Annotated in this window: 20 protein-coding genes; 11 read left to right on the top strand and 9 right to left on the bottom strand. The window is 61.8% G+C overall.

Going from position 1 to position 16,010, the window contains the following annotated elements; all coding sequences use genetic code 11:
- Nucleotide 1 precedes the first annotated feature (1 nt).
- Complete coding sequence (locus tag ACVC5H_RS16895) at nucleotides 2-724, top strand: pseudouridine synthase (protein WP_489618951.1); 723 nt, start codon at nucleotides 2-4, stop codon at nucleotides 722-724.
- An 8-nt stretch (nucleotides 725-732) separates the two neighbouring features.
- Here ACVC5H_RS16895 and ACVC5H_RS16890 read toward each other — a convergent pair whose 3' ends face one another.
- The 4 genes from ACVC5H_RS16890 to ACVC5H_RS16875 are packed head-to-tail and all read right to left on the bottom strand — an operon-like array spanning nucleotide 733 to nucleotide 2,836.
- Nucleotides 733-1,041 (bottom strand): type II toxin-antitoxin system RelE/ParE family toxin, encoded by a 309-nt coding sequence (locus tag ACVC5H_RS16890; RefSeq protein ID WP_489618950.1) that lies wholly within the window; start codon nucleotides 1,039-1,041, stop codon nucleotides 733-735.
- 9 nt (nucleotides 1,042-1,050) lie between these two features.
- Nucleotides 1,051-1,347 carry a hypothetical protein gene (locus tag ACVC5H_RS16885; protein ID WP_489618949.1) on the bottom strand — a complete coding sequence of 99 codons (297 nt, stop codon included), beginning with the start codon at nucleotides 1,345-1,347 and terminating at the stop codon, nucleotides 1,051-1,053.
- A gap of 14 nt (nucleotides 1,348-1,361) precedes the next feature.
- Nucleotides 1,362-2,291, bottom strand: a complete 930-nt coding sequence (hslO, locus tag ACVC5H_RS16880) for an Hsp33 family molecular chaperone HslO (protein WP_489618948.1) — start codon at nucleotides 2,289-2,291, stop codon at nucleotides 1,362-1,364.
- 20 nt (nucleotides 2,292-2,311) lie between these two features.
- Complete coding sequence (locus tag ACVC5H_RS16875; RefSeq protein WP_489618947.1) at nucleotides 2,312-2,836, bottom strand: gamma carbonic anhydrase family protein; 525 nt, start codon at nucleotides 2,834-2,836, stop codon at nucleotides 2,312-2,314.
- 126 nt (nucleotides 2,837-2,962) lie between these two features.
- On the opposite strand from ACVC5H_RS16875, the gene ACVC5H_RS16870 reads away from it, so the two are divergent.
- Together ACVC5H_RS16870 and ACVC5H_RS16865 are read left to right on the top strand one after the other, a co-directional pair.
- Nucleotides 2,963-3,808: a ferritin-like domain-containing protein gene (locus ACVC5H_RS16870; protein ID WP_489618946.1), complete on the top strand. Its 846-nt coding sequence runs from the start codon at nucleotides 2,963-2,965 to the stop codon at nucleotides 3,806-3,808.
- A gap of 124 nt (nucleotides 3,809-3,932) precedes the next feature.
- On the top strand, nucleotides 3,933-4,280 hold the full coding sequence (locus ACVC5H_RS16865; protein WP_489618945.1) for a hypothetical protein: 348 nt from the start codon (nucleotides 3,933-3,935) through the stop codon (nucleotides 4,278-4,280).
- Between the two features lie 100 nt (nucleotides 4,281-4,380).
- Here ACVC5H_RS16865 and ACVC5H_RS16860 read toward each other — a convergent pair whose 3' ends face one another.
- The 5 genes from ACVC5H_RS16860 to ACVC5H_RS16840 form a co-directional block, all read right to left on the bottom strand.
- Nucleotides 4,381-5,310 carry an esterase/lipase family protein gene (locus ACVC5H_RS16860; protein WP_489618944.1) on the bottom strand — a complete coding sequence of 310 codons (930 nt, stop codon included), beginning with the start codon at nucleotides 5,308-5,310 and terminating at the stop codon, nucleotides 4,381-4,383.
- 95 nt (nucleotides 5,311-5,405) lie between these two features.
- Complete coding sequence (locus ACVC5H_RS16855) at nucleotides 5,406-5,927, bottom strand: RDD family protein (RefSeq protein WP_489618943.1); 522 nt, start codon at nucleotides 5,925-5,927, stop codon at nucleotides 5,406-5,408.
- A 248-nt stretch (nucleotides 5,928-6,175) separates the two neighbouring features.
- On the bottom strand, nucleotides 6,176-7,069 hold the full coding sequence (locus tag ACVC5H_RS16850; RefSeq protein ID WP_489618942.1) for a DUF3106 domain-containing protein: 894 nt from the start codon (nucleotides 7,067-7,069) through the stop codon (nucleotides 6,176-6,178).
- 4 nt (nucleotides 7,070-7,073) lie between these two features.
- Nucleotides 7,074-7,481, bottom strand: a complete 408-nt coding sequence (locus ACVC5H_RS16845; protein WP_489618941.1) for a DUF3619 family protein — start codon at nucleotides 7,479-7,481, stop codon at nucleotides 7,074-7,076.
- A complete protein-coding gene (locus ACVC5H_RS16840; RefSeq protein ID WP_013233746.1) occupies nucleotides 7,478-8,056 on the bottom strand; it encodes an RNA polymerase sigma factor in 579 nt (192 codons plus the stop codon). The genes ACVC5H_RS16845 and ACVC5H_RS16840 overlap by 4 nt, the downstream gene beginning before the upstream one ends.
- A 547-nt stretch (nucleotides 8,057-8,603) precedes the next feature.
- On the opposite strand from ACVC5H_RS16840, the gene ACVC5H_RS16835 reads away from it, so the two are divergent.
- From ACVC5H_RS16835 to ACVC5H_RS16800, 8 genes are all read left to right on the top strand, one after another.
- The gene (locus ACVC5H_RS16835) at nucleotides 8,604-10,322 is read left to right on the top strand and encodes an acetolactate synthase 3 catalytic subunit (RefSeq protein WP_489618940.1); all 1,719 of its coding nucleotides are present in this window, start codon (nucleotides 8,604-8,606) and stop codon (nucleotides 10,320-10,322) included.
- 1 nt (nucleotide 10,323) lies between these two features.
- Nucleotides 10,324-10,815 carry an acetolactate synthase small subunit gene (ilvN, locus tag ACVC5H_RS16830; RefSeq protein WP_008327594.1) on the top strand — a complete coding sequence of 164 codons (492 nt, stop codon included), beginning with the start codon at nucleotides 10,324-10,326 and terminating at the stop codon, nucleotides 10,813-10,815.
- Nucleotides 10,816-10,895: 80 nt separating this feature from the next.
- Nucleotides 10,896-11,912, top strand: coding sequence for a ketol-acid reductoisomerase (gene ilvC / locus ACVC5H_RS16825; RefSeq protein ID WP_489618939.1), 1,017 nt, complete (start codon nucleotides 10,896-10,898; stop codon nucleotides 11,910-11,912).
- A 203-nt stretch (nucleotides 11,913-12,115) separates the two neighbouring features.
- Nucleotides 12,116-12,913, top strand: a complete 798-nt coding sequence (locus tag ACVC5H_RS16820) for an SIMPL domain-containing protein (RefSeq protein WP_489618938.1) — start codon at nucleotides 12,116-12,118, stop codon at nucleotides 12,911-12,913.
- Nucleotides 12,914-13,023: 110 nt separating this feature from the next.
- Nucleotides 13,024-13,554 (top strand): vesicle formation protein, encoded by a 531-nt coding sequence (locus tag ACVC5H_RS16815; protein ID WP_489618937.1) that lies wholly within the window; start codon nucleotides 13,024-13,026, stop codon nucleotides 13,552-13,554.
- A 199-nt stretch (nucleotides 13,555-13,753) separates the two neighbouring features.
- A complete protein-coding gene (locus tag ACVC5H_RS16810) occupies nucleotides 13,754-14,398 on the top strand; it encodes a phosphatidylserine decarboxylase (protein ID WP_013233751.1) in 645 nt (214 codons plus the stop codon).
- A 92-nt stretch (nucleotides 14,399-14,490) separates the two neighbouring features.
- Nucleotides 14,491-15,351: a CDP-diacylglycerol--serine O-phosphatidyltransferase gene (gene pssA / locus ACVC5H_RS16805; RefSeq protein ID WP_489618936.1), complete on the top strand. Its 861-nt coding sequence runs from the start codon at nucleotides 14,491-14,493 to the stop codon at nucleotides 15,349-15,351.
- Between the two features lie 160 nt (nucleotides 15,352-15,511).
- Nucleotides 15,512-16,006, top strand: a complete 495-nt coding sequence (locus tag ACVC5H_RS16800) for a hypothetical protein (RefSeq protein ID WP_489618935.1) — start codon at nucleotides 15,512-15,514, stop codon at nucleotides 16,004-16,006.
- Nucleotides 16,007-16,010 lie beyond the last annotated feature (4 nt).

Here is a 16,010-nt window from a genome sequence, read left to right as displayed (position 1 = left end):
CATGGCCAAGCTGACCCTGGACCGCATCCTGCAATCGCAGGGTTTCGGTTCGCGCAAATATTGCCGTGAACTGATCGACGATGGTGAAGTGTCGATCAATGGCGAAGTGGTGGATGATTACCGCGCCACGCCTGACACCAACGGCCTGGTGCTGACCATCTTCGAGGAAGAGTGGGAATACCGCGAGCACGTCTACATCGCCATCCACAAGCCGCCCAACATCGAGTGTTCGCGCAAGCCCAGCCATCATCCGGGGGTGTTGACGCTGCTGCCGGAACAGTTCGCCTGGCGCGACGTGCAGCCGGTCGGCCGGCTGGATCACGATACGACCGGCTTGCTGCTGATGTCGGACGATGGCGCTTTCATTCACGCCCAATCCTCGCCCAAGCGCCACGTGCCCAAGGTGTATGCGGCCACCACGGCCGAGCCGGTGACTGACGCACTGATTGCCCAACTGAAGGCGGGCGTGCAACTGCATGACGAACCGGCGCCGCTGGCCGCCACCCGTTGCCGCCAGTTGGGCGAGAACCTGCTCGAAATCGTGCTGGAGCAAGGCAAGTATCACCAGGTCAAGCGCATGCTGGCAGCGGCCGGCAACCATTGCAGCGCCTTGCAGCGCACCGCCATTGGTGGCTTGCAACTGGCGGCGCTGGAACTGGAAGAGGGGGAGTGGACTTATCTGGATGCAGAGCAGATGGCCTTGCTGGTGCCGGATGCGGAGTAAGCCCGGCTTCAGTAATCCAGGGCATCCGCTGGCAGGGTATGGCGCTCGTGCAGCACGCGCAGCAGACTGAAGGTTTCTTCCGGCGCGCGATAAAACAGAAGGTAAGGGAAGTGATCCAGTTGCCACATCCGCAGCGAGCGATCCGGCAGGAGATGGGCGTAGCGCCGTGATCCCATGCCGGGTTGCCTTGTCAGGCTGCGTAAGGTGGCGGTGAGTTCTTCCGTGAAGCGTTCGCCCAGGCGGGGCGAAAGTTCAGTGTAATAGTGGGTGATGTCGAGGATGTCGCGTTGCGCGACCGGAGATAAACGGATGCGCATGCGCACCGCTCATGCTGTCTTGTTGCGGATGCGCTCGCGCAGTTGACTGGCGAGCTCGTCAATGGTGATGTCGATCGCGGGGCCGGATTGCTGGCCCTCGTCGATCAGTGCCAGAAGCTTTTGCTCTTCCTCTGTCCGCGGGCCGATGGCGGACGGGCCGGCGTCGCGGGCCACAGGGTATTTGTCGGCGAGGAGATGGGTGGCGGAAGTCATTCGGCGATTATAGACCTGGCCATTTGAAAGAGGGCTGCCGGTGTCGGCAGGAACCTTGTTCTTTCCGATTTTCCCGAAATTCTTCTGCTCCACCCACGCGCGCCCGCTCAATGTCGCGCGTCTCCGGCCTCGCTCGCGCCACCCACATCAGCCACGAACAACTGGGCGCAATCCACCGCATCGAACTCGTAATGCTGGCCGCAGAAATCGCAGTCGATGGCCAGTTTTTCCATCTGTGACAGCGCTTCAGCGACTTCTTCCTGGCCCAGCATCTTGAGCATGTTGCCGACCTTCTCGCGCGAGCAGGAGCAGTGGAATTGCGGATGCACCGGATCGAAGACGCGGATGGTCTGTTCCCAGAACAGGCGATGCATCAGCGTGGCGATGTCGGTGCAGAGCAATTCCTCGCGCTTCAACGTATCGCCCAGCATGACCATGTGGTTCCAGGCTTCCAGTTCGCCTTCCGGCTTGGCGGTCGGGGCTGCGGTGCCGCCGATGGAAGGCAGCTTCTGCAGCAACAGGCCGCGCGAGACGTTTTCGTCGGCGGCCAGCCAGAGCTTGGTATCGAGCTGTTCGGAACGCAGCATGTAGTTCTCGATCACGGTGGCCACGCTCTGGCCATCCAGCGGCACCACGCCCTGGTAGGCCTGCTGGCCGGGCAGCTTGTCCTTGGGATCGAGGGTGATGACGAAGCGGCCATGGCCGTTGGCATTGACCAGATCGGTCAGGGTGGCGTCGTCGGCGATCTCCGCGCCATCGGCCAGCTTGGCGGTGGCGCGCAGTTGCAGCTCGGAGTCGCATTCGACCACCAGCAGCTTGACCGGGCCGTCGCCATGGATCTGCATGACGATCATGCCGTTGAACTTCAGATTGGCCGACAGCAGGGCCGAGGCGGCCAGCATTTCGCCCAGGAGCGTACGGACCGCAACGGGATAGTCGCGGCGCGCTTGCACCTGGCGCCAGGTATCGGAAATCTCGACCAGTTCGCCTCGCACGGGCGCGTTGTCGACCAGGAATTTTTGCAGCGTGTCTTTCATCGTTTCCTTTGCTTGACCGCTCAGGCTATGCGCTTGAGCTGGGTCTTGAACTGTTGCGCGCGCTGGACATAGCTGTCGGTGCCCGCCCGCATGCGCGCGATATCTTCTTCACTCAACTGGCGCACCGCCTTGGCGGGCGCGCCGATGATCAGGGAGTTGTCGGGAAACTCCTTGCCTTCAGTCACCAGGGCGCCGGCGCCGACCAGGCAGTTCTTGCCGATCCTGGCGCCATTGAGCACCACCGCCTGGATGCCGATCAGGGCACCTTCGCCGATGGTGCAGCCATGCAGCATGGCCTGGTGGCCCACCGTGACGTTCTTGCCGATCACCATGGGATAGCCGACGTCGGTATGCAGTACCGCGCCTTCCTGCACATTGCTGTTCTCGCCGAGGGTGATGAGTTCATTGTCGCCACGGATGGCCACGTTGAACCAGACGCTGGAATGCGCCTCCATCTTGACCTTGCCCACCACCGTGGACGACTCGGCCACGAAGGCCGTGTCGTGGATCTCGGGAATGTCCTGCGCCAATTGGTAGATTGCCATAATAAAATTGTCTCCTCGTTACCTGCCGGTCGGTGGTGGATGCCTTGTCTTGGCGGACATTTGTCTTCATATGGAGACAAAGCCATCATCCTCAACCGTATTTTACCTTCCCTGAAAGTCTGTTCCTTGGATCACGTCCCGTCCCCAGATGAAGTCTTTTCATTCACCAGCCTGCGTAGCGCCGCGCTGTCTTGCCTGAAGGAAACGCGCCCCGCCGCCAAGTGCAGGTTTGTGCGTGACTTGCGCGCGGCCTGGCTGCAGGGCCACTTGCCTCTGGAAACCGAAGACCTGGCCGCCAGCGAGTCCGGCAGTGGCATTCCTGGCCGCCCGGCGCGTCCTGAGCTGGTCTCGCCCTTGCAGGTGAAGCATCGCTCCATGGGCACGCCCGAGGGCAGGGCGGCGCTGATCCACGCCTTGGCGCATATCGAATTCAATGCCATCAACCTGGCGCTGGATGCGGTCTGGCGCTTTGCCGGCATGCCGCGCGATTTCTACGACGACTGGCTGCGGGTGGCCGACGAGGAGGCCTATCACTTCACCCTGCTGGCCGATCACCTGGCCACGCTGGGCCATGCCTATGGCGACTTCACCGCCCACAACGCCTTGTGGGACATGGCCGAGTCGACCAAGGGCGATGTGCTGGCCCGTATCGCCCTGGTGCCGCGCACGCTGGAGGCGCGCGGCCTGGACGCGGCACCGCCGGTGCGGGCCAAGCTGGCCCAGGCGGGCGACTTGGCGGCCGCCGAGATCCTGGACATCATCATGCGCGATGAGGTCGGGCATGTGCTGATCGGCAATCGCTGGTTCAACTGGCTCTGCGAGCAGCGCCAGCTTGATCCGGTGACCACCTTCGCGGAATTGTGCCAGCGCCATCGCGCGCCGCCCTTGCGTGGTCCCTTCAATATCGAGGCGCGCCGCGCGGCCGGGTTCTCGGACGAGGAAATGCTGATGTTTGCCGACGTTTCCCGATGATCGATGGATTTGCAAGAAATGTAAGCAATTTTCGCAGCAGCGGGCAGGGGCTTGCCCTTGTGCTATCGTCACGCCCAATCCCGTCACGACGGGATCGCCAACCATGAATGGAAAGGATGAGAACATGAACAAGATGTCCAAACTGCTGGCCGGTGCGGCCTTGAGTCTGGCCGCCATCTCGCTGCTGGCGGCCTGCCAGAAGAAGGAAGAACCGGGCCCGGCCGAAACGCTGGGCAAGAAGATCGATGGCGCCGTGCAGGATGCCGGCAAGAAGCTCGACGAAGTGACCGGCCAGTCCAAGGACCAGGCGGCCGACTCCGGCTCCAAGCTCGACAGTGCCCTGGACCAGGCCAAGGCCGATGCCAAGGAAGCCTACAAGAAGACCAAGGAAGGCGCCAAGGATCTGGCCCAGAAGACCGGTGAAAAGATGGAAGAAGCAGGCAAGAAGATTCAGGACGCTTCCAAGAAATAAGCTGTTCCCCGTTCACGCAGGCAGCCGCTGGCTGTACAGCGTTTCCCAGGATGCCGTCCCGCGCTTGCCGGACGGCATCTTGCTTTGGGGCCAGCGCTGCTCAGTCGCGGGCGTTGTGGATCAGATCGATCACCAGCTTCTGGATGGACGGTTCCAGCGCCAGCGCCACGTGGCCGATGCCGATGACCGGGATGTTCCAGGCGCCTTCCAGGTGGGCCGAGCTTTGCGGCGAAATGATGTTGTCGTGATGGGAGTAGATGGACACGATGTGGCTCAACGCATCGGCCTCTTCGGTGGCGGCCAGCTTCTGCAGCCATTCGCTGCTACGTCCTTCTTCATAGCGGCCCAGCCAGTTCATCTCGCCGCAGTTGATGCCGATGCCGAAGTTGGCGATGGCTGTGCCGTGATGCGGTGTGCCCAGCGTGATCACGCGCGCCACGCGGTCGCAACCATGGTCGCGCAGGTAGGCGCGGGCGGCCAGTCCGCCCATGCTGTGGGCGACGATGACGAGCTTCTTTTGCCCGGTCTCGGCCAGCACGCGCTGGACGGCGGCATGGACCAGCGGAGCGTAGTCGTCGATGCTGCCGAAGACCGGCTCCATGTCCAGCGCGTAATGGGTGATGTGGGCTTCGCGCAGTTCCAGGCTCATCCAGCGCCAGTAGCCGCTATTGCAGCCGTAGCCATGGATGAGCAGCACCGGCAGCGAGGTGGTGTCGGGATAGCTGAACTGGTCGAAACGCAGGAAGGGCATGGCCCAGGAAGAGCACAGCATGGTGGCGCGGTATTCGCGCAGGAACAGGGTGGCCATTTGCAGCCAGCTGATCTCGACCGGATTGGAGGTGCGGCCGCGATAGGGCCAGGTCAGGAAGAAGCTGTTGGCGGTGATCTGGGCGCGCAGCATGAGCACGATCAACAGGCCGCCCGCTGCGGCGGCCAGGATAGGCCAGTCGAAATGCCGCAGCAGGAAGTAAAACAGGATCGCAATGACGAACTGGATGAGGAGCAGCGTTCTGGAGATGCGTGAAATCATGCGGGCGTCAGTCCGGGGCGATCAGGTACGGGGCATGCGGCTGCATGCGTTCGCCCCAGAGCATAACAGAGCGCAGCGGAGCGCTCATGTCGGCTTCATGACTTGGGGCGAGCAGCCGCTGCAGCCTTGGCAACCGGAACGGCATCGACCAGGCGGGTGCCGGCCAGACGGTCATGCAGGAACTGGCCTTGCGGATCCAGGCGCGCGGTCATGGCCCAGAGCAGCAGATTGGCCGCCGGGATCAGTACCAGCAGCCAGGCCTGGCCGCGTGCCAGCGAGGCTAGCGCCAGTCCTGGCAGGATCCACAGCCAGGCCAGCAGGAAGCGCAAGCCGGCGCGCCACGCGCGCAGCGGCTGGCCGTTGCGGTCCACCACGCGGAAACGCCAGGTCTTCATGGCCAGGGTCTGGCCGCCGTGGGTCCAGAACCAGATGAAGTACACCGCCAGCACCAGGAACAGCCAGCCTTCCAGCGCATGGCGCAGGTAAAGGGCATGGCGCTGCTGCAATAGCGTGGAAAACAGCCAGCCCGACATGAACAGGACCCCAAACAGCAGCATGGATTCATAGAGCATGCTGCTCATGCGGCGGCGCAGGGAGGGCGTGGTGAGTTCCGGCATGGTTCCTGTTTGTTCCATTCTGGCTTGGGTGATGTGAAGAATGTGCGCAGGCAGCGTGCGCGCTGCGGCCGGCAGATGGTAATGCAATCGGGAGCGCTTGCCTATGCGTGGGCTTGAGGCAAAGCAAGGATGGACTCAACGCGGAGAGGGCGGTGAGTATGTCCCATGTGATGTGGCGCGCAGGTTTGGGTCCACGCGCGCTTGGATGCGGATGCCGGATCCGGAAAGTGGATGCAGGGAAGGGCGGCTTACTTGCTATCGCTTGCGGTGGTGGCCACGGCTGAGGCCGGGGCTGCCGGCGCCGAGCTCAATGCCACGGTTGTGGCTGCGGCAGCCGTCGGTGCAATCGCCGGTACCGGCGTGGCTTGCGAGCCCGGAACCACGGCGGGCACAGGGGCTGCCGCAGGGGCGGGTGCCGGTACCAGTGCCGGTGCCTGTGCCGGTGCGACCGGCAGCACGCGCTCCAGTGCCTCAGCCGGCAGCTGGATGGTCGGCGCCGCCGCAGACGGCGAGGTCGGCAGCTTGGTTACGCGCTTGGGCAGCTTGGATTCGGCCAGCTTCTTTTTCTGTTCTTCGGAAAGCTGCTGGTACTTGGCCCACTGCTCGTGCTTTTCTTCCGCATCCAGCCTCTTGGCGCGGGCGTAATTGGTGCGCGCGGCACTGCGCTCGGCCGGGGTCAGCTTCACCCAGTCGCGCATGCGTTCATGCAGGCGCTGCTGTTCTTCCGGCTTCATCTTGGCGTAACGCCTGCCGATCTCCAGCCATTTTTCCTTCTGCAGTTCGCTCATGCGCGGCCATTCACCGGTCAGCGGCTCCAGCGCCTGGCGCTGGGCGGCAGACAGATTGGCCCAGGCCAGCCGGTTTTCGGATTTGCGTGGCAGCAGCTTGCCGGCTGATTTGTTGGCGTGAGCGGCAGCCGGCTGGGCTGTGGTCGCCGACGTGCTGGTGGCATTGCTGGCCGGGGCTGCAGCCGGTGCAGAGGCCGCTGGTGCGGCAGCCGGGGCAGAGGTCGGCGCGGTGGCCGGTGCATTCTGCGCGACCGTCCAGGCGCAGCTCAATCCACCGGCCAGCACCGCCAGCGCCAGCGCAATGCGCGAGAAGCGGGCGGAAGCCTTTACAGCAGTGCCGGTGGTTTTTTGCATCGTCTTATTGTCCCTTTTCAGCCAGGAAAGCGTTGAAACCATGATCCAGATAGGCCGACAGCGGCAGCTCGTCGGACAGCACGGCCGCGTCGATGTCAGCCAGGTAGCTGACGCGCTTGGCGGTTTCGTGCTGGTAGATGCCAGCGAAGAGAATGATGCCCACCAGCAGCGGGGCAGCCACGCCCAGGCGGCTCCACCACGACGGTTTTTCAGGCGACGTCATGCCACCGCCAAAGGCGCCGGCCAGCGCGGGCTGTTCCACGCGCTTGTGGATCGGCGCCTGCTTCTTGCGCGCCAGCGCAACGCGGCGAGCGGCCGCCAGGCTTTGCACGGTGTCGTCGGACAGCGTGTCGAGGTTGGCGTCAAGCGCCAGCTTCACCTTGTAGGCGAATTGCATTTCCTTGTTGGTCATAATGAGATTCCTTTGGCTCTGAGAGCTTGAGCCAGCGCGTGTGTTGCGCGGGAGCAATGGGTTTTGACGCTACCTTCGGAGCAACCCATGGCGGCGGCTGTTTCCGCCACGTCCATGTCCTGCCAATAACGCATCAAGAATGCTTCCCGTTGACGCGTTGGCAGCTTTTGTATTTCGGCATCGATGAGATTCAAGGTTTGCTGACGCTCTACCTTGTCTGCGCTGGATTCGGCGGCTTCGGAGCCGTCTTCCGATTCCAGGCTCTCGAGCAGGTCGAAATCCTCGCCGCCCTCGCCGTCGCCGCCATTGCCGCCAAAGCTGGAGAACAGGCTCACCCAGGTGTTGCGCACCTTTTCGCGACGGAAGAAATCATGGATGGTGTTCTGCAGGATGCGCTGGAACAGCATCGGCAGTTCATCCACCGGCTTGTCGCCGTACTTCTCGGCCAGCTTGATCATTGCATCCTGAACGATGTCCAACGCGGCTTCATCCTTGCGCACGGCATACACCGCCTGTTTGAAGGCGCGGCGTTCGACACTTTCAAGAAAATCGGAGAGTTCTTTGTCAGTTGCCATGCAATACGGTGTGCCGGATGGGTATGGCCGATCAAATCAGGTAAAAACCTTCATGTTGGTCGGCTTAGATGCGAAAAATGCAATAAATCGTCAAAAAGCAGACCGAATCCTAGCAAAAATGGCCCTCTTTGTCCTGAAGTTTATCCGTGCGGGCAGGCGGGAACGCGAGTATTGGCGACGATTTCACCGGAATTTGCTTGACCAAAATGATGCAACACATTACTGTCCTGTTCTCCGCCTCCCACATCTGGGGCGTTTTTATTTCTCGCCGGTGCTTCACATAAGGTCGTGCCGGTTCGAGGAAACGCTTTATAGGTTTAAAGCTTGTTTGTTCTAACCCGCGCCACAAGCGCGAGGAATCAGTAAAAGTCGAACTTGATCCAAGGCTGAACGAGTCGCGTTGAGCGGCGTTTCAAACTCCACTACGGTTGGAGCGCAGAAACGGCGTGACCGCACAATAAAGGGATGCTGCCGGCAAGACGACGAATGCGATTCCGTCAGGAGAGAACATCCGATCAATTTCCAATGGACCTTGAAAGGAAGCAGCATGAGTGCTGAGCAACTCACCGGCGCGGACATACTCGTCCGATGCCTGGCTGAAGAGGGTGTTGAACACGTCTTCGGCTATCCTGGTGGCGCCGTCCTCTACATCTACGACGCAATCTTCAAGCAAGACAAATTCCAGCACATCCTGGTTCGTCACGAACAGGCCGCCGTGCACGCTGCGGACGCGTATTCGCGCAGTTCCCAGAAGGTCGGCGTGGCCATCGTCACCTCCGGCCCCGGCGTGACCAATGCGGTCACCGGCCTGGCTACGGCCTACATGGATTCGATTCCGATGGTGGTGATCTCCGGCCAGGTGCCCTCGACCGCCATCGGCCAGGACGCGTTCCAGGAGTGCGATACCGTCGGTATCACCCGCCCGTGCGTGAAGCACAACTTCCTCGTGAAGGATGTGAAGGACCTGGCGGAAACCGTCAAGAAAGCCTTCTATATCGCCACCACCGGCCGTCCCGGCCCGGTCCTGGTCGATATCCCGAAGGACATCACCATGCATACCTGCGCCTACGAGTATCCGAAGGCGGTGGAAATGCGTTCCTACAAGCCGGTCGACAAGGGTCACTCGGGCCAGATCCGCAAGGCGCTGCAGCTGTTGCTGTCGGCCGAGCGTCCGATGATCTATACCGGCGGCGGCATCATCCTGGCCAATGCCGCGCCGGAGCTGAACAAGCTGGTCGATCGCCTGGGCTATCCCTGTACCAACACCCTGATGGGCCTGGGTGCCTATCGCGCCTCCAGCGACAAGTTCGTGGGCATGCCCGGCATGCACGGCACCTACGAAGCCAACATGTCCATGCAGCACTGTGACGTGTTGATCGCCATCGGCGCGCGCTTCGATGACCGCGTGATCGGCAATCCGAAGCACTTCGCTTCGCATGCCCGCAAGATCATTCATATCGATATCGACCCCTCGTCGATTTCCAAGCGCGTCAAGGTCGACATCCCCATCGTGGGCAACGTCAAGGACGTGCTGCAGGAACTGCTGACGCAACTGGATTCGGCCGAAACCCGCCAGAACGGCGCGGCGCTGGATGCGTGGTGGAAGCAGATCAACGAATGGCGCAAGCGCGATTGCCTCAAGTTCGCCACGTCTGACGAATTCATCAAGCCGCAATCGGTGGTGCAGAAGGTGTGGGAAGTGACCAAGGGCGATGCCTTCATCACCTCCGACGTCGGCCAGCACCAGATGTGGGCCGCGCAATACTACGGGTTCGACAAGCCGCGCCGCTGGATCAATTCCGGTGGCCTGGGCACCATGGGCGTGGGCCTGCCGTACGCCATGGGCGTGCAGATGGCCAACCCCGACGCGACCGTGGCCTGCATCACCGGTGAAGCCTCGATCCAGATGTGCATCCAGGAACTGGCGACCTGCAAGCAGTATCACCTGACGCCCAAGATCATCCTGCTGAACAACCGCTTCCTGGGTATGGTTCGCCAGTGGCAGCAGATCGACTATGGTTCGCGCTATTCCGAGTCCTACATGGATTCGCTGCCGGACTTCAACAAGCTGGCGGAGTCCTACGGCCACGTCGGCATGAAAATCGAGAAACCGGGCGATGTCGATGGCGCGCTGCGCGAAGCCTTCGCCATGAAGGACAGGCTGGTCTTCATGAACTTCATCACGGATCAAACCGAGAACGTCTGGCCGATGGTCAAGGCGGGCAAGGGTTTGACTGAAATGTTGCTGGGTTCGGAGGATCTCTAACATGCGCCATATCATTTCTGTGCTGCTGGAAAACGAAGCCGGCGCATTGTCCCGTGTCGTGGGTCTGTTCTCCGCACGCGGCTACAACATCGAAACGCTCACCGTTGCACCCACCGAAGATTCGACCCTCTCACGCATGACCATCGTGACCTCGGGTTCGGATGACGTGATCGAACAGATCACCAAACACCTGAACCGCCTGATCGAGGTGGTGAAGGTCGTCGATCTGACCGAAGGCGCGCACATCGAGCGCGAACTGATGCTGATCAAGGTGCGCGCAGTGGGCAAGGAACGGGAAGAGATGAAGCGCACTGCGGATATCTTCCGTGGCCGCATCATCGACGTCACCGAAAAGACCTACACGATCGAGCTGACCGGCGCCAAGAGCAAGCTGGATGCCTTCATCGACGCCCTGGATCGCACCGCGATCCTGGAAACGGTCCGTACCGGCGGCTCCGGCATCGGCCGTGGCGAACGGATCCTGAAGATCTGATCGACCGCGCCAGGTAGTACGCATCACACACACATATTCAAATATTCAAATTCGAGTTACTCGGAACATAGGAAAAAATCATGAAAGTTTTCTACGACAAAGACGCAGACCTGTCCCTGATCAAGAACAAGAACGTGACCATCATCGGTTACGGTTCGCAAGGCCACGCCCACGCCCTGAACCTGAAGGATTCCGGCGTCAAGGTGACCGTGGGTCTGCGCAAGGGTGGCGCATCGTGGAACAAGGCTGAACAAGCCGGCCTGAAGGTCGCTGAAGTCAACGAAGCGGTCAAGGATGCCGACGTCATCATGATCCTGCTGCCGGACGAAAACATCGGCCAGGTCTATGCCGAAAACGTCGCACCGTTCGCCAAGCAAGGCGCCACCGTGGCCTTCGCGCACGGCTTCAACATCCACTATGGCCAGGTCGTGCCGCGCGCTGACCTGGACGTCATCATGATCGCCCCCAAGGCCCCCGGCCACACCGTGCGTTCGACCTACAGCCAGGGTGGCGGCGTGCCGCACCTGATCGCCGTGCACCAGGACAAGTCCGGCAGCGCCCGTGACCTGGCCCTGTCGTACGCGACCGCCAACGGCGGCGGCCGTGCCGGCATCATCGAAACCAACTTCCGCGAAGAAACCGAAACCGACCTGTTCGGCGAACAAGCCGTGCTGTGCGGCGGTACCGTGGAACTGATCAAGGCCGGTTTCGAAACCCTGGTCGAAGCTGGCTACGCTCCGGAAATGGCTTACTTCGAGTGCCTGCACGAACTCAAGCTGATCGTCGACCTGATCTATGAAGGCGGCATCGCCAACATGAACTACTCGATCTCCAACAACGCCGAATACGGCGAGTACGTGACCGGCCCGCGCGTGATCAACGCCGAGAGCAAGGCTGCCATGAAGAAGGTGCTGGAAGACATCCAGACCGGCGAATACGCCAAGAGCTTCATCCTGGAAAACAAGGCCGGTGCACCGACCCTGATGTCGCGTCGTCGTATCAACGCCGAACACCAGATCGAAATCGTGGGCGAGAAGCTGCGCGCCATGATGCCCTGGATCAAGGCCAACAAGCTGGTCGACCAAAGCAAGAACTGATCGATCTCTTGATGAGAAAAACGCCACGGTTTGCCGTGGCGTTTTTTTTCGTCCGCAGACAGGGGCAGGGCGTTGCCTCGTCGTTACGGCTTGTTGCACTTGGCCAAGAACCAATTCTTTACACTTGTCGTCGAAGTGGCGGGTAGATGCTTCCATATGAAGCTATCTTCACCCGTCACCGATCAAGAATAAAGAGGATTCCTATGACACCTTCCCGCAAACTGATGCTGGGCGCTGCCCTGGCCGCTGCCTGCATCGCTGCGCAAGCCCAGACCCAGATGTCCGCCAGCGCCCCGGCCCCCGTGCCGACCACCGGCACCCTGGTCGTAGTGCCGGCCAATGGCGAGATCAGCGTGCCCAATGACCAGGCGCGCGTCACGCTGCAAGTCGAGGAGCAGGACAAGGACAAGACCGCGGCCGCCTCGCGCGTGAACCAGAAGATGAAGCAGGGCATCGAGCTGCTCAAGCGCCAGGACCCGCAAGCGACCTTGAAGAGCTACGGCTATTACACCTACGCCGTCTATGCCGAGCCGCCGCAGGTGAGCCCGCAGCCGCCGCGCCAGCCGGCCAAGCCGCGCCAGGTGGTGGGGTGGCGCGTCGGCCAGTATCTGGAGATGACCACCGAGAACCTGGCCGCACTGCCCAAGACCGTCTCGTCCGCGCAAGCGCTGATGAGCCTGAACGGCCTGCAATTCGGCCTCAGCCCGGCCGCTGCCAAGAAGCTGGATGCGACCCTGGTCAATGCCACCTATCGCAATCTGGAAGAGCGTATCGGTTTCATCGCCAACGCCATGCATCGCGCCCCGTCGGATGCCGTGATTGATACCGTGGACTTCGAGGGTTCCGGCAATTATGCGGCGCCGGCCGCCGCACCCATGGCCAAGGCCGCGATGATGCGCGCCGATATGGCTCAGGAAAGCAGTAGCGTGGCCGAGCCCAGCTTCGAACCGGGCGAATCCACCGTCACCATGCGCCTGGTGGGCAAGGTGCGCTTCAAGTAATCCCGCTGGCCGCCCTCGGTGGCCATGTCAAGAATCGTCAACCGCCTCGGGTTGGCAGGGAGGGAGGCTATAATCGGCCTCCCTTTCCGTTTCAAGAAGATCATCTCATCATGCGGACCTTCACCAAGCTGCTCTTGCCGCTCTTTACTGCCCTGGTGGCCAGTACCGCCCACGCCGACATCTGCGCCGACCTGCGCGCCATCCACCAGCAGTCGCAATCGCATTTCGATGGCTGGAAGAAGGATGGGCCCGATTCGGTGATGAAGGAAGACAAGCGCGGCCCGATCTACCTCTCCAACTTCATGCTCGATGGCGCCGAGAGCTGCGCCATTACCGGCAATTCCTCGGTCTACACCTGCATCTGGCGCTATCCCACGCCCGCCGACATGGGGCGCGCCTATCAGCGCCTGGTGAACGATGTGAAGGCTTGCGCACCGCTGGCCAAGGAGCCGCCCGGCATCATCGCCGACGAGCCCCAGGAGCGGCGCCAGGGCGACCTGCGCCAGATCACCGAAGTGACCGGCCTGGACTATGCCGATGCCGAAGTGACGATCCTGATCGGCCAGATGCAACTGACCGGTCCGCGCGGTCTGGCGCGCAATGAACTCAAACTGAGCTTCTCGCGTCCGCAGCCGCGCTGAGGCCGCGCTGCAGTCATCCTGAGCCGCCGCGCAGGGCGGTGCAGCTTCCTTCATCTAAAACAACGCAGCACCGGCCCGCAATGCACCGCCACAGGCTTTCTGGCGGTGCATTTCATTGCATTTAACGGGCGCTGGACTAGAATAGGCACGCTTTTACTTTTGAACTTTCCGCGAGTACCGCGCGATCCCTGGAGCAACATTGAACAATAACCACTATCCCCATCCCATCATCGCCCGCGAAGGCTGGCCCTTCCTGACCATCGCCGTGGTCGTGGCAGCGCTGGCAACCTATTTCTGCGGCGCCTGGTCCTTCCCGCTGTGGATCATCGCGCTGTTCGTGCTGCAATTCTTCCGCGATCCGCCGCGCGTGATTCCGCAAGCCGCCAATGCCGTGCTGTCGCCGGCCGATGGCCGCATCGTCGTGGTGGCCCGTGCCCATGACCCCTACACCGACCGCGAAGCCCTGAAGATCAGTGTCTTCATGAACGTCTTCAACGTCCACTCCAACCGTGCGCCGGTAGATGGCAAGATCGAGAAGGTGCAGTACTTCCCCGGCAAGTTCGTCAATGCCGACCTCGACAAGGCCTCGCTGGAAAACGAGCGCAATGCCCTGGCCATCACCACTACCAGCGGCCACAGCGTGACCTGCGTGCAGGTGGCCGGCCTGATCGCCCGCCGCATCCTCTGTTACGTGAAGGCCGGCGACACCCTGGCCCGCGGCCAGCGCTACGGTTTCATCCGTTTCGGTTCGCGCGTGGACGTCTACCTGCCGCTGACGGCTACCCCCAAGGTCACGGTCGGCGAAAAGGTCTCGGCCACCGAAACCATTCTGGCCGAACTCTGATCACACCTTGATGGCCTCACCGTGCCGCCACGGATGAGGCCCGCACGCAGACTGCATGCTGCGATTTCCGTCCTCCTCACTGATAGACATCGATGCCCACATTAAGACGACGCAAGGCCAAGGCCGGCATTCCCTTCCCGAAATCCCTGCGCAAGCCCAAGGCTGTGCAACTGGACGAGGCCGGGCAGGTCGTGGCGCGGCGGCGCTCGCGCGGCATCTACCTGTTGCCCAATGCCTTCACGACGGCCGCGCTCTTCTGCGGTTTCTATGCCATCGTCATGGCCATGAACCTGAAGTTCGACTTCGCCGCCATCGCCATCTTCGTGGCCATGGTGCTGGACAGCCTGGATGGCCGCGTGGCCCGCATGACCAACACGCAAAGCGAATTCGGCGCCCAGTACGACAGCCTCTCCGATATGGTTTCCTTCGGCGCGGCACCGGCGCTGGTGGTCTATGAATGGTCGCTGCGCGGCATGGGCAAGCTGGGCTGGCTGGCGGCCTTCGTGTACTGCGCGGGCGGGGCGCTGCGCCTGGCCCGTTTCAATACCAACATCGCCGTGGTCGACAAGCGCTACTTCCAGGGCTTGCCCAGCCCGGCGGCAGCCGCCCTGGTGGCCGGTTTCGTCTGGCTGATGGATGACCTGCGCTTTGCCGGCACTGACCTGAGCTGGTACGGCTGGGTCATCACCCTGTACGCCGGTATCACCATGGTCACCAATGTGCCGTTCTACAGTTTCAAGGATGTCAACTTCCGCAAGCCGGTGCCCTTCATTGCGGCGCTGCTGGTGGTGGTGGCGCTGGTGCTCATTTCCAGCGATCCGTCCAAGGTGTTGTTCGGGCTGTTCGTGCTCTATGGCCTGTCCGGCTATGGCGTCTACATCTGGCGCCGGCTCAAGGGCAAGCCGGTCAGCATCGTGCAGACCAAGGATGAACATGGCGATGCACCGCACTGAGCTCGCCTGAGTTCCGTCCTGCAGGACAAGAAACACCCGGCCCTCTGCCGGGTGTTTTTCATCCCCGTCTGTCACCGCCGTCCGTTCTGCCTTGCCGAGCAGGCAGGAGTCTCCTAGAATCCCTATGTAGACCAGTTACTGCATATCCCGCATTGTCGGTATGAACATGGTGATCGATTCTTCCTCCTTGAGCTCGCTGGGCAGCCCGGACCCTTACAGTCTGGGCAGTCTCCCCTCGACCGCCAATCCGGTGAGCGCCGGCAGCAATCCTGCCGCCGTGGCGCAGGCCGTCGAGCTGTCTTCGGAGGCGTCAGTGGTCGTCACCCTGGGCGGAGGATCCTCCGGCAGTTCGGGGCAGACCTACAATGCGGCCGGGCTGTTCAATTCCATCGTCAATGCCGGCTCATCGGCGGGCACTTCCTCCGATCTCACCCAGAACCAGGCCACGCAGTCCTACTACCAGGGCGTGCTGGGCAGCATCGTCATGCCGGGCAGCACCTCGGGCGTCTATGACGGCTCGGGCATCTTTGCCGGGCAGGGGCTCAGCTCGCAGCTGTCCCTGCTGCTCAAGTCCGAACCTGACCTGACAGGCTCCATCGTCGAAGATATCGTCAACCAGAACGTGGTGGGCGGGCTGATCTCGACCACGGCCTGAGCAA

The sequence above is a fragment of the Herbaspirillum sp. Her3 genome (assembly GCF_057961275.1).
The sequence above is the reverse complement of the archived record's forward strand: the minus strand, read 5'-3'. Positions and strand labels throughout refer to the sequence as shown.